Source organism: Nonomuraea sp. NEAU-A123, from assembly GCF_018603905.1.
Taxonomy (GTDB): domain Bacteria; phylum Actinomycetota; class Actinomycetes; order Streptosporangiales; family Streptosporangiaceae; genus Nonomuraea.
In genome coordinates, this window is record NZ_JAHFZZ010000027.1 from 36,500 (window position 1) to 49,849 (window position 13,350).

Below are 13,350 nucleotides of genomic sequence, written 5' to 3' on the forward strand. Positions count from 1 at the left end.
GCAGCACGCTGAACGCGGTGGTCACGCGCACGGGGGCGAGCGGTCTGCTGGGCTAGGCCGGTTGCGGTGAGGTGATGCGCCGAGTCGTGAACGCGGCCGTCCCGAGGGCGTGGGTGAGTGTGCCGGTCGGGTCGGTGGGGGTGCTGCGGGCGCGCCAGGCGAGGTAGCCGTCCGGGCGGACGAGCGTGGCGCCGCCGTCGGTGAGGCCGAACACGTCCCGGAGCTGGTCCGCGTGGTCGGCCAGCGGGGCGGTGCCGATCAGACGGCACTCTACGGTGATGCCGGTGCGCTCGGCGGCCTCGCGGGCGGCCTCGGCCCAGCGGTGGCCGTCGGCGAGCAGCACCCAGCCGCGCCCGAACAGGTCCAGCGTGGAGAGCCGCTGGTCGCCGGTGGTCAGCCAGATGTGGGGGGCGCGGGTTCCCGGCTGACCGGCCCACTGCTCGGGCCGGAGCGCGGGCGGCAGGTCGTCGCCTGCGCCGAGCACGGCACCGGAGCGGTAGAGGTGGCCGAAGGCCATCGCCTGGTCGTCGATGATCGACGCGCTCTCCTCTGATGTACGGCGGTCCTGGCCGTCGTTGTGGGCGAAGATCTGGTCGTGGCACAGCCACGCTATGGGCCGTCGTTCGGCTTGGTAGGTCTCCAGCAGTGCCGGTGTCGACTCGCCTGCGAGCACGGCGGCGAGTTTCCAGGCCAGGTTGTGGGCATCCTCGATGCCGGTGTTCGCGCTGTAGCCACCCCGGTTCGGCGGCAGGGTGTGCGCGGCATCGCCGGCGAGGAACACCCGGCCCTCGGCGTATCGCTCGGCGATCGAGGCGCTGACCTCCCACCGCCCGGTGGTGATGATCTCGACATCGATATCCCGGCGGCCGATGGCGCGTAGCACCATCTCCCGCAGATTCTCCTCGTCGCGCTCGGTGTCGTCGCCGGTCAGGAACAGCGCCCAGCGGCCGTCGCCATAGGTGGTGAGCCCGCCGCGGAGTCCGGGTTGGTCGATCGCGAACTGGCCGAACCCCGATTCCCGGTACTGCTCAAGCGGTGCTCGGAACAGCACGCTGCGGCTGGTGTGCAGGTATCCGCGTCCCTCCTTGCCGATGCCCAAGGCCTCGCGTACCGGGCTGCGGTGCCCATCGGCGGCGAGGAGGTACTCCGCCCGCACCGCGTACGTCTCCCCGTCGGCGCTGCGTAGCATGGCGTGCACGCCGTCCCGGTCCTGGGTGAAGGAGAGTAGTTCGGTACTGAACCGGACATCAGCGCCTAGCTCGGTGGCTTTCTGGCGCAGGATCGGCTCTAACCGGTCCTGGGCCAGTCCGATGCCACCGCAGGGCGAGTACTCGATCACCGGCTCGCGCGGCTGGTCCGATCGGGGCTGCGGTGACCAGTGCAGCTCCTCGAACCACTCGCCGGCGAGGCTCTCGACGCGCACCCGGCGCACTCCCGCGCCAAGCCGCCCGGGGGTCGGCGGGAGCACCGGCTCCAGCCCGACGGCACGGTAGAGCTCCCTCGTCCGGGACGTGTACCCGAGCGCCCGGGGATGCGGCGAGCTGCCCGCGTGGCGCTCCACGAGCACTGTGGGAACCCCGCGCCAGGACAAGAACACGGCCGCGGACAGTCCGACCAGCCCGCCCCCGACCACCAGCACCGACGTCTGCTCCGTTCGCATGACCACTCCTTCTATACGGCGTATTGATCAATACACTGTATCATCGAGGGGCGGTGTATTGTCGTACTCGGTCGGAGGGCTTGACGCGACAAGGGGTGCGATGGCGGCACGACGAAACACCACCGAGGACGAACCAGCGCTCATCTGGGAACGACCGGAACCACCCCACCGGCCCGTACCGAGCCCGCTGAGCAGGGCCCGCATCGTCCGCGCCGCCATCGACCTCGCCGACACCGGCGGCCTCGATGAGGTCTCCCTACGCAAGGTCGCCGCCACGCTCGACGCCGGGCCCATGCGGCTCTACGGCTACGTCGCCACCAAGGACGAGCTCCTCGACCTCATGGTCGACGCGGTCTACGCGGAGATCACCCCGCCCGAGCCGACCGGCGAGGACTGGCGCACCGCCCTACGGTCGCTGGCGCACCGCACACGGCAGGCCGCCCTCCGGCACGAATGGTTGGCCGACCTCCTCGGAGGCAGACCCCACATCGGCCCCAACGCACTGGCCCACCTGGAAGCCACGATGTCCGCCCTGGACGCCGCACCAGGCTTCAACGACATCGACACCGTCATGCGGGCCGCCGGCACCGTGCACGCCTACACCCTCGGCGCGCTCCGAACCGAGATCACCGGACGACGCGCCGAACGCGCCAGCGGCATGACCGAACAACAATGGCAAACCGCATCGAGCCCCTACTTCGCCCGCATGCTCGCCACCGGCCGCTACCCCACCCTCGCCAAGATCATGCACGAGGCCGCCCACCCCGACACCGACACCACCTTCGACACCGGCCTCGACTGCGTCCTCGACGGCATCGCCACCCGACTCGGCAGCGAATGCCGATAACAGGTACCGCGACACGAACCATACGGACCTCGACGAATGTTGATCACGTCAAAGGTGGGCGGCGCGGTCGAGCACCTCGTGGATCAGGGTGGCCACTTCTTCGGGGGTGAAGTCCATGGCGTTGTCGCCGACGCTGATTTCGAAGCTGCTGCGGGCGGGGTCCGGGTTGGTGCGTACGCGGCCCCACAGTTGGAGGCCGTGTTCGGCCAGGATGTCCGCGCCGGCCTGCTCGACGGCTCGTCTCGGGGCCGGCAGGTGGACGTGGAACAGGGGCGTCTGCGGGGGATCGGGGTGGGCGCGGGCGGCGCCGTCGGCGTTGATCGCGGCGGCGATGGCGATGGCGTGCTCGCGATAGGCGGGCATGCGCTCGGCCAGGGTGTCGAGGCCGGTCAGGGCGGCCAGGGCGAGCGGCCAGGCGTCGCGGATGCCGCCGCCGAGCCGCTGGCGCCACACGCGGGCGGCGTCGATCGTGGCGGCGTCGGAGGCGAGCACCGCGCCACGCACACCCTGCAGGCTCTTGTAAAGGGAGACGTAGACGGTGTCGAAGAGGGCGGCGATCTCGTCGAGCGGCCGCTGGTAGTAGGTCTGGGCCTCCCAGATGCGGGCGCCGTCCAGGTGGGCAGCGGCGCCGGTCGTGCGTACCAGCGCGATCTGCTCGCGCAGGTCGTCCCATCCGGGCAGCAGGCCGCCGAGGTCGCGCTGCGGCAGTTCCCAGACGGCCGCGGCGAGCGGCTCGCCGATCGCCGCGAGGTCGCGGGCGGTGAGGAGTTCGTGTGGGTCCCCGGTACGGCGCAGCCACAGGCCGTGGACGGCGTTGTAGCCCTGCTCCTCCCACACCTCCAGATGCGATTGCGGGTGGGCGGCGAAGGCGCGGCGCCCGCGCCGGTCGGCGTGCAGGCGCAACGCCACCTGCTGGGCCATCGTGCCGCTGGGGAAGAACAGCGCGCTGTCCTTGCCGAGCAGCCCGGCCAGCCGGCGTTCCAGCACCGCCACCGGGCCGTCGGGGCCGTCCGGCGGGGTGTCGTCATCCACCAGCGCCAGCATCCGCTCCAGCATCAGGCGGGGTGTGCGCCGGATCGGCGCGTGCAGGAACAGCGACCGGCGCACGGGCGAGCTGATGCCACTCAATGAGGACCTCCTGGTAGTTGCGACTAATTCGCAATAATATTAAACACTACGGGGGTTGGGTATATGTGGAGGCTGCTGAACGGCAGGTTGTGGGTTTCGCGAAGATTCCGGCTGTCGGACGGGTGAGGGTGGGGTCAGCCGAACTCCTTGCCGAAGTCGAACGTGCGCCACCGTTGCGGCCGGATGTGGAGGGTGATCCACGATGACAACGCGTCCTTGATCGATGCGAAGAACCGCTCGTCGGCGATGGTCATAGTCGCTCCTTCACACCAGGCGGACCAGCATCTTGCCGGTATTGGCACCGCGCAGCACACCGAGGAAGGCGCCCGGCGCCTGGTCGAGGCCCTCCACCACGGTCTCCTCGGTACGCAGGCTGCCGTCGGTGAGCCAGGACGCGGCCTTGGCGAGGTACTCGGGCAAGACGTCCTGGTGGTCGGTCACCAGCACGCCCCTCAGGGTCAGCCGTTTGGTGACCACGTCGTACAGGTTGCTCGGGCCGGGAACCGGCTCCGTGGCGTTGTACTGGCTGATCATCCCGATCAGCGCGGCCTTGCCGTGGACCTTCAGCGCGCCGATGGCGGTCCGCAGGTGGTCGCCGCCGACGTTGTCGACGTACACGTCGATGCCCTCGGGGGCGAGCTCGGCGAGCCGCTCGGCCAGTGAGCCGGCGCGGTAGTCGATGGCGGCGTCGAATCCGAAACCCTCGACGATCCTCTTGGTCTTCTCGGGTCCTCCGGCCGAGCCGATCACCTTGGCCGCGCCCAGCTTGCGGGCGAGCTGCCCGGCGACGCTGCCGACCGCCCCAGCGGCGCCGGAGACGAAGACCACGTCGCCGGGCCCGACCGGCGCGATCCGGGTGACGGCGAGGTAGGCGGTCAGCCCGGTCGGGCCGAGCGCGCCCAGGTAGTCCTGGGGGCGGGCGACCCCTGTGTCGACGACGGCCGCGGCGTCGGCGTCCAGGACGGCGTACTCCCGCCATCCCAGGAAGTGCGAGACCGTCGCCCCGACCGGGATCCCCGCGGCCCGGGAGGCGACCACCTCACCGATCGCGCTGCCGTCCAGCGCGGCGCCGACCTCGAACGGCGCTATATAGGACGCGCGATCGTCCATCCGGCCGCGCATGTACGGGTCGACCGACATCCAGGTGTTGCGGACCAGGATCTGGCCCGTGCCGGGCTCCGGCACCGTCACCTCGGCCAGCTCGAAGTTCTCCGGTCCCGGCTCGCCGAAGGGGCGACGGGCAAGGCGGATCTCACGATGGACACTCATCGTCGGTCCTTTCATCGAGGTGATGTGCTTCAGCCTGCCCCGTGGCACTTTGGGTTTTCTGCGGGGTCGCTTTAGGTCCGTCCGAAGTCGTCTAGCCTGACGGTTGTGCGTTTCGGGGTGCTCGGCCCGCTGGCCGTCTGGACGGCCGACGGCACGCCGGTACGCGTCGGCGAGGCGAAGGTACGCGCGTTGCTGGCCGCTCTGCTCGCAGCCGAGGGCGATCCCGTCTCGGCCGACCGGTTGATCGACGACCTGTGGGGCGGGCGGCTGCCGCGCAACCCGACCGGCACTTTGCAGACTCGGGTATCCCAGCTACGCCGCGCCTTGGAGGACGCCGAACCGGGCGGACGCGGCCTCGTGGTGTCGCAGCCGCCGGGGTACCTGCTGCGGGCGGACCCCGGGCAGGTGGACGCGGACCGGTTCGCGTCTCTGGTCGCGCGAGCCCGCAGGACGAGTGACGTACGGGAGCGGGCGGGCCTGCTGGCCGGCGCGCTGGCGTTGTGGCGGGGACCCGCGTACGCCGACTTCGCCGACGAGCACTTCGCCAGGCCGGTCGCGGCGCGGCTGGAGGAGGAGCGCCTGGCCGCGCTGGAGGATCACGCGCAGGCGCGGCTGGAGCTCGGCGAGCATGCCGGGCTGGCGGGCGAACTGGGCGAGCTGGTGGGCCGTCACCCGCTGCGTGAACGGCTGCGCGTCCTGCACATGCGTGTTCTCTACCGGGCTGGGCGGCAGGGCGAGGCACTGGAGGGCTACGCCGGGCTGCGCGCGCGGCTGGCCGACGAACTCGGCCTTGACCCCGGCCCCGAACTCGTGGCCCTGCACCAGGCCATCCTGCGGCACGATCCAGCGCTGGACGGGCCGGCGCCGGACGAGGTCGCCGTCCCGGCACGTCCCCGCACCAATCTGCCCGCGGCCCTGACCGAGCTCATCGGCCGAGGGGAAGCGGTCGCCCAGGTGCGTACGCTGCTGCGGTCGGGCCGGCTGGTCACGCTCACGGGAGCGGGCGGGGTGGGCAAGACCCGGCTCGCGCTCACGGTCGCCCGCGAGTCGGCGGACGGTTTCGCCGACGGCGCCTGGCTGGTGGAGCTGGCCGGCCTGGACCGCACCTCCGGCGATTCCCCGACGTCGGTGGCCGGACTCGCCGCCACCGCCCTCGGGATCCGCGACGACGAGGCAACCCGCGGTGATCCGCCGGCGCGGCTGGCCGACGCGCTGCGCGGCAGGAGCCTGCTGCTCGTGCTGGACAACTGCGAGCACATCGTCGAGTCCGTCGCCGTACTGGCCGAGACGCTGCTGCGGGCGGCGCCCGGCCTGCGCATCCTCGCCACCAGCCAGGAACCCCTCGCCATCCCCGGCGAGGTGCTCTGGACCGTACCTCCCCTGGAACTGCCCGGACCCGCCGCCGAACCCGCCGGTCTGCGCCGTTTCGCCGCCATCGACCTCTTCGTGACCCGGGCCGCCGCCGCGGCGCCCGGCTTCACGCTCGACGCCGGCAACATGGCGGCGGTGGCAGCGATCTGCCGGCGCCTGGACGGGATCCCGCTCGCGCTGGAGCTGGCCGCCGCCCGCGTGCGCGCGCTCGGAGTGCACGAACTCGCCGCCCGCCTCGACGACCGGTTCAACGTGCTCGTCGCGGGCCGCCGCGGCGCCCCCGCCCGGCAGCGCACGCTCCGCGCGATGATCGACTGGAGCTGGGAACTGCTGTCCGAGCCCGAACGCGAGGCCCTGCGCAGGCTCAGCGTCCACCCCGACGGCTGCACGCTGGCCGCCGCCGAGGACGTCGCATCACTGAACGGGATAGACGTGCTGGCCCGCTTGGTGGACCGCTCGCTGGTGGTCATGACCGACAGCCCGGACGGCCCCCGCTACCAACTGCTGGAGTCCGTACGCGAATACGGCCTCCAGCGTCTGCGGGAAGCCGGTGAGCAGGACGAAATCGCCGGCCGCCATCTGCGCCATTACACCGAGCTGGCCGAACGCGCGGCGCCGCACCTGTACGGCCGCGACCAGCGGCCGTGGCTGGAACGCCTCGACCGCGAATGGGCCAACCTGCGCGCCGCCCTCGACACCGCGGTCCGCCTCGCCGACGGCGCGGCCGTCCGGCTCGTCAACGCGCTCACCTGGTACTGGCTCCTGCGAGGCCGCATGGCCGAGGCCCGCCGCGCGCTCGACCTGGCGCTGGACGTACGCGACGACGCCCAAGCCGCCGCCTGGCGGGCCGGTGTGGCACTCCTGATGAGCGGCGGCGCCGACCGCTCGGAGGTTCCCGCGTACGAGACGATCGCCGACCCCGGCGAACGGGCGCGGGCCCGATGGTTCCTCAGCTACGCCCACCGCGGCTTCACCGACCTGACCGTCACCTCCACCCTGCTCGAACAGGCCCTCGACGGGTTCCTCGAACTAGACGACCGGTGGGGCCTGGCCGCCGCGCTGAGCCTGCGCGCCACGATCGCCCGAGCGCGGGGCGACCTCGCCGCCGCCCGCCACGACGCCGCGGCGAGCAACGCCCTGTTCCGGGCGCTCGGCGATCGCTGGGGCCAGGTGAAAGCCACCAACACGCTCGCCGAACTGGCCGAGATCGCCGGCGACTATCCCGGGGCGGCCCGGCTGCATCGCGAGGGCCTGCGCATGGCCGAGGAACTGTCCCTGTGGAGCGAGGCGTCGTTCCGGCGCTCCGGGCTCGGCCGGATCGCCCTTCTGACCGGCGACTTCGCCGCCGCCGACACCCACCACGAGCAGGCGATGCGCCTGGCCGCGGAGCAGTCGAACAAGGTCGCCGAGCACTTCGCCGAGATGGGACTGGCACTGAGCGCGCGCCGCCGGGGCGAACCGGAACTGGCCGCGACGCACCTGACCAAGTGGGTCGATTGGCTGCGCGGAGTGGAAGGAGAGCCAGGCCTGGCCCTGGTCCTGGCCGAGCTGGGCTTCGCCGCCGAACAGCGCGGCGATCCCGAAACCGCTCTGAAGCTACACCTGGACAGCCTGGCCTCGGCCCGCGCGGTCGGCGACCCCAGGGCGGTGGCCCTCGCCTTCGAAGGACTGGCCGGGGCACTCACCCCCTCAGCCGCGCCACGCGCCGCCCGCCTGCTGGGCGCCGCCGCGACACTGCGCACCTCGGTCGACGCGCCCCTGCCACCCGCCGAACAAGGCGATGTCAACCGCATCACCGCGACCTTGCGCGACGCGCTGGAAGATACGGCGTTCACCGCCGAGTTCGAACAGGGCACGCGCCTGAGCACGGACGAGGTGATCCAGACCTTCGCCTGCCAACTCGCTCTCGTCCGCGAGAAGGTCGGCATGACCGAGGAAGACCGGGGTGAGGAACCCGAGCCCCCTACAACGAAGCCACCGCATGGTCACACCACACCCAAGACCTCACGGCTTGACACTTAACTAGCCAGTTACCGAGCCCTCAACGTCCCCACATGAGGTGGCGCAGTGCCATTCTGCTTGTCGCCGGGGACAAGATCCGTGAGCAGCCCGCTGCCCCCGACTGCTGGTCCGGCAAGCTGAAGAGCTGTCCCAGACCTACCTGATCGAACGCACCGAGGAGGAAACCCGATGACCAGCTTCAAGAAGTGGATCGATGTCCGCGAGGAGCATGTCGTGCGCGCCGGAGGAGAGGAGGAACTGGCCAAGACCCGGCGCATGATCGAGGCGTACGTGCATGCCTGGCATCTGGCCGAACGGCGCAGGAACGGCGGACTCACGCAGTCCGACGTGGCCGAGAAAATGGGCGTGACCAAGATGCGCGTGTCCCAGATAGAGAACGGCGATGTCACCTCGGTAGAGGGTGCTGGCCCGCTACATTGAGGCCATCGGCGGACGACTGGAACTGACCGCCACCTTCGAGGTCCATGGAAGTTGGAGACCCTTGGGTCGGTGCCGTCTTCGGGGAGAGGGAGAACGGAGACCCGGCGAATGTTCGTGGTCATCCCATTAGTCGCATCGCGCCGGAAGGGCTGGGGTCGCCCTGGGAACGCTGGTGCAGGGGTTGAAGGGTTCTGCGGGGATAAGGCGAAAACGTCGCCAGGATCCTGGCGGTAGCTCACGGAGACGATTGCGCTCCGCTGTCACCGCGAGTCGTTCACTCGCTCCCTCCTTGGTGGGACCATAGCGTTTTTCCATCACCTACAGGAGCGCCATGCCTGTCCAAAGCGCGTTCGTCACCATGTGCACCCTCGACGGCCTCCACCTCGCCGGAACACTGGTAACGCCAGGCGAATCGACCGATTCTGCGGTCGTCCTCGTCCATGGCGGCGGCGTCACCCGCGAGGAGGGCGGCTTCTTCACCCGCCTGGCGGCCGGGCTCGCTCAAGCTGGGCTGGCCTCGCTCCGCTTCGACCTGCGCGGCCACGGTGAGAGTGAGGGCCGCCAGGAGGAGCTGACCCTGGCCACGATCCTCAACGACATTCGGGTGGCGCTGCGCCATGTGTGCGATACGACCGGGGCGAACCGGATCAGCCTGCTCGGCGCCAGTTTCGGCGGCGGCATCTGCGGTTACTACGCCGCCCACCGGCCCGCGGAAGTCCAGCGGCTAGTACTGCTCAACCCACAATTCGACTACAAGAAACGCACCATCGACAGCAGGCCGTACTGGCACGACGACTACCTGGACAAGGAAACCGCCCAGCAGCTCACCGAGCAGGGATATATCGCCTTCACTCCCAGCTTGAAGCACGGCCGTCCGCTGCTCAACGAGGTCTTCTGGCTGCAACCGCACACGGTTCTGGCAGAGATCAAGGCGCCGACGCTCATCGTCCACGGCACTGGGGACACGCTGGTGCCCATCGAGTCCTCACGCGCGGCGGTGCCCCAGTTCACCGTCCCCTGCACCCTGGTGGAAATCGATGGGTCACAGCACGGTTTCGCCGTCCACGACGACCCGCAGTACCTCAATCCCCAGAGCCAGGTCTGGCAGGCGTCGGTGATTCAGACGGTGGCCCAGTGGGTGCGGGCTGAGGATTAGGCAGTTCGGCCCTCGCGGAGCGCCTCCCGCAGTTCCCGAACATGCGGCCGCGCACCCCAGCGGCTCAGGGTCTGCAGCATCTCCGTCAGCACGATGGTCGTCCGCCTGGAGCGTGTGGCCTGGGCGACCCGCGCCGCCTCCAGACCCAAGATGGCCGCCTCGTCCGGCTCCCCGATCAGGGCCAGCGCGGCTGACCACCTGGCCTGGAAATAGCCGGCATCGCGTGCGGAAAGACTGTCGCCAGCGATGATGTCGCCCAGTATCTCGGCCGCCTCGCCAGGCTTGCCCGCCTCGGTGTAGCACGCAGTGCTGCGCAGCCGGAGCGTGCTGTCGGCGAAGGTGCCACCGAGCATGTCAGCCTCATCGCTCGTCGGGCGTGCGAGCAACTGCCGGGCATCGTCCAATTTCTGCTCGACCATGCGCAGCGGTTCACCGAGCATGGCCAGGCCCAAGGCCTCTTGCTGCGCAGCCTCGGCGCGGACTTTGCGCGGAAGCCGAGTGGTGCTCCGCTGCGCCGCTTCGGCCAGGGTGAGCACCCGCAGCGCATCGCGTCGGTCATAGGCCAGCTGGGATTTCCGAAGCAGCACATAGCCTTGCATGGCGCTGTCGTCGGCTTCCTGCGCCCACTCGATCGCCCGGTCATACCAGTACGTGGCCGTACGCAGGTCACGGAGGTCGCGGTACAGCCAGCCCACGAACTCGGCACCGTCCGCTCCCATCGCCAGCAACGCCCGCCGGACATCGGGCTTCGCCTCCCGGACAGCGCGCTGCACAGCGCCGAGCATCCTGAGTACCTGCGGCAGGACAGCGGCTGGACCAAGCCTGCCGTCGTCGGTCTTGCTCGCATCGAGCTGCTGGCGCAGGACATCCACGACAGGCCCGTCGACGTAGCGGCGGGCACCGGTCAGGACAGCTTCAGCCGGTGGTCGCTCATCGGCGCTGACGGCTGTGCAGACAGCATGGACGATGTTCGAGCGGACGTGCCCTGTTGCTCCTGGGAAGGACTGCGGGGCGGTCGTCTCCGTCTTCTCCGGCAGCTGGAACCACAAGCGAGCAGGCGGCATGCCCAGTAGCCGTGCCCAGGTGATCAGACGCGTGAGGTCCTGGACGGGCGCTCCGGATTCGACGCGGCTGAGCTGGGCCTGACTGAGACGCAACCACCCGGCCACGCGTTCCTGGGAGAGCGGCCTCCCGTGCGAGGGATGGTGACGGTACGCCCGGATAACCCGCCCGATGTGCCGGGTGGCGAACGCTTGCTGCAAGGCGTTGTCGGCCCAGAAGTCCGGCGGCACGGCTGGCGGCTGCGCGCGAGGTTGATCCCGTCGGCCACAACCCGCAATCTCGGGGCCTTTGCTGATCAAACGGCTACCCCGAACACTCACGCCGCCGGGTGACAAGCAAGCCATTCAGGAAGGGCTATAGCAGCATGCGCAGGCGAAGCCTGCGCCCAGATAAGGACGTCCGAGCGAAGCGAGGCCCTCCCAGGGGTCGGGACCGGGCCCGACTGGAAGCAACGACTGAGCGTCCATAAGCGCGAAGCGCCCGAGGCGAAGGCCTTTGTGGCCGGGGTGGGCGGCAACTCGCCAACCACCGAATCGGGTAACGGGCGGGCCTGAAAAAGAACGTCCGGAGCGGAGCGGAGGGCCTTCAGGGGTCGGGGTCAGGCCCGACTGGAAATAGTGTCTGAGGTCCTTGAGCGCGAAGCGCCCCGATGAAGCCCTTTGGGGGGTGTGAGTGGAGCTATGGGGATTCGAACCCCAGACCTCCTCCATGCCATGGAGGCGCGCTACCAACTGCGCTATAGCCCCTCGAACCGTCCACAAGTGTATCCGACTCCAGCCCCACCACGTCCCAGCCCGCCACCCACAGGCAACGGGCCGCTTCCGAAGAAGCGACCCAGCCTGCGGAAAGCGACCCAGCCGGAAGAGCCCGGAAGTACGCCGACAGCGGCTACCCGACCGAGCGGGCCTTGTCGATGAGTCCCGCCAGTTCCGTCACCATCGGGTCCTCCGCCGCGCCCGCCAGCCGCCTGGCCTGGTCCCCCAGTGTCGGCAGGTCCAGCCCGAACGCCTCCCGGTCCCGCATGTACACCGCGAAGGCCGCCGCCACCACATCCACCTGCAGCCGCATCGGTGCCTTCCCCCACACCGACTCGTTCAGGGCGCCCACGTCCACCGACTTGCTCGTCTCGGAGGGGTTCCTGGTGTCGGGGTCCTGCCAGCGTACGGTCGCCTGGGCCAGTTGCCCCGTCGCGCCGGACTTGAGGCGTACCGCGTAGAGAGCCGTGACCGAGTGGCCGGGGCCGACCTCGCCGCCGTCGCGGCTGTCGTCGCGGAACTCCTCGGTGGTCAGGGCCCGGTTCTCGTACCCGATGAGCTGGTAGCCCTCCACGACCGACGGGTTGAACACGACCTGCGCCTTGGCGTCGCGCGCCCGCAGCTCGATCGTGGCCGGGAGCTGGGTGGCGAAGACCTTGTCCGCGTCCTCCTGTGTGCTGACGTAGACGGCGGCGCCGTCGCCGTTGTCGGCCAGCTGTTCCATCAGTTCGTCGCCGTAGTCCCGGCCGACGCCCACGGTCAGCAGGGTGACCTGCCGGCCCGCGTACTCCTTGACCCGGTCCAGGATGGAACGCCACTCGGTGCTGCCCTGGTTGGCCAGGCCGTCGGAGAGCAGGATGACCCGGTTGGTGGCCGCGGGGCGGAACGCCTTGGCCGCCTCCTCATAGCCGGTGACCAGCCCGGACTCCAGGTTGGTACTGCCGGCCACGGCCAGTTGGTCGACCGCCGCGTGCAGCTCGGAACGTGCGGCCAGCGGCGTCATCGAGGCCAGTACCTTGGCCTCGTCGCTGAAGGAGACGATCGACACCTGGTCGCCCGGCGCGAGCTGGTCGATCAGCGTGTGCAGGGCCTGCTTCACCAGGTCGAGCCGGCCGGGCTCGGCCATCGAGCCCGACACGTCGACCACGAACGTGAGGTTGGCGGGCCGCCGCGCCGCCGCGTCGGAGCCGCGCGTCTGCAGCCCGACGCGCAGGACGGCCTGGTTGCGTGACGGCATCCTGGCGCCGTCGACGTGAACGGTGAACCCGTCGTCGGCCGGCTGCGCGTAGTCCTGCCGGAACGCGTTGACGAACTCCTCCGGCCGGATCTGCCCCGGTTCGGGCCAGCGGCCTTCCTGGAGGGTGCGGCGGGCATAAGTGTACGAAGCGGTGTCCACGTCCAGGGCGAACGTCGAGATCTGCGCCGCGGACGTGTCCTCCTGAGTCTCCGGAGAGGCACTCGCCTGAGACTGAGGCTGAGACTGAGGCTTGGCATCCTGGGGCGACTTGGCCCCGGACTTGGCCGACGCTCTTGGTGCTGCGGGACCGGTAGCGGGCGCCCGCGCGGTGGAGCCTTCGTGGGATCCCCCCGAGCCGCCACAGGCGGCCAGTGTCAGGAGCCCAACGACCCCGACACTGGCGACTAAAGGACGAAATTTCAT

General features: G+C 70.1%; 9 protein-coding genes and 1 tRNA gene. 4 read left to right on the plus strand and 6 right to left on the minus strand.

What is annotated here, in order from left to right; genetic code table 11:
• Positions 1-52 precede the first annotated feature (52 nt).
• Positions 53-1,660, minus strand: coding sequence for an FAD-dependent monooxygenase (locus KLK06_RS49660; protein ID WP_214642843.1), 1,608 nt, complete (start codon positions 1,658-1,660; stop codon positions 53-55).
• A gap of 100 nt (positions 1,661-1,760) precedes the next feature.
• Between KLK06_RS49660 and KLK06_RS49665 the strand changes: the two genes are divergently transcribed.
• Positions 1,761-2,507, plus strand: a complete 747-nt coding sequence (locus KLK06_RS49665; RefSeq protein ID WP_214642844.1) for a TetR/AcrR family transcriptional regulator C-terminal domain-containing protein — start codon at positions 1,761-1,763, stop codon at positions 2,505-2,507.
• A 48-nt stretch (positions 2,508-2,555) separates the two neighbouring features.
• Here KLK06_RS49665 and KLK06_RS49670 read toward each other — a convergent pair whose 3' ends face one another.
• Entirely contained in the window at positions 2,556-3,635 is a 1,080-nt protein-coding gene (locus KLK06_RS49670) for a low specificity L-threonine aldolase (protein WP_214642845.1), read from the minus strand.
• Positions 3,636-3,899: 264 nt separating this feature from the next.
• Positions 3,900-4,904, minus strand: a complete 1,005-nt coding sequence (locus tag KLK06_RS49675) for an NADP-dependent oxidoreductase (protein WP_214642846.1) — start codon at positions 4,902-4,904, stop codon at positions 3,900-3,902.
• 105 nt (positions 4,905-5,009) lie between these two features.
• On the opposite strand from KLK06_RS49675, the gene KLK06_RS49680 reads away from it, so the two are divergent.
• The 3 genes from KLK06_RS49680 to KLK06_RS49690 all read left to right on the plus strand — a co-directional run bounded on the left by KLK06_RS49680 (position 5,010) and on the right by KLK06_RS49690 (position 9,873).
• A complete protein-coding gene (locus KLK06_RS49680; RefSeq protein WP_214642847.1) occupies positions 5,010-8,297 on the plus strand; it encodes a BTAD domain-containing putative transcriptional regulator in 3,288 nt (1,095 codons plus the stop codon).
• A gap of 168 nt (positions 8,298-8,465) precedes the next feature.
• Positions 8,466-8,717: a helix-turn-helix transcriptional regulator gene (locus KLK06_RS49685; RefSeq protein ID WP_250907268.1), complete on the plus strand. Its 252-nt coding sequence runs from the start codon at positions 8,466-8,468 to the stop codon at positions 8,715-8,717.
• A 331-nt stretch (positions 8,718-9,048) separates the two neighbouring features.
• A complete protein-coding gene (locus tag KLK06_RS49690) occupies positions 9,049-9,873 on the plus strand; it encodes an alpha/beta hydrolase (RefSeq protein WP_214642848.1) in 825 nt (274 codons plus the stop codon).
• Here the strand turns inward: KLK06_RS49690 and KLK06_RS49695 are convergent.
• The 3 genes from KLK06_RS49695 to KLK06_RS49705 form a co-directional block, all read right to left on the minus strand.
• Positions 9,870-11,165 (minus strand): helix-turn-helix domain-containing protein, encoded by a 1,296-nt coding sequence (locus KLK06_RS49695; RefSeq protein WP_214642849.1) that lies wholly within the window; start codon positions 11,163-11,165, stop codon positions 9,870-9,872. The two genes, KLK06_RS49690 and KLK06_RS49695, sit on opposite strands and share 4 nt — an antisense overlap.
• A 443-nt stretch (positions 11,166-11,608) precedes the next feature.
• Positions 11,609-11,681, minus strand: a tRNA-Ala gene (locus tag KLK06_RS49700).
• A gap of 142 nt (positions 11,682-11,823) precedes the next feature.
• Positions 11,824-13,350, minus strand: a complete 1,527-nt coding sequence (locus KLK06_RS49705; RefSeq protein ID WP_214642850.1) for a von Willebrand factor type A domain-containing protein — start codon at positions 13,348-13,350, stop codon at positions 11,824-11,826.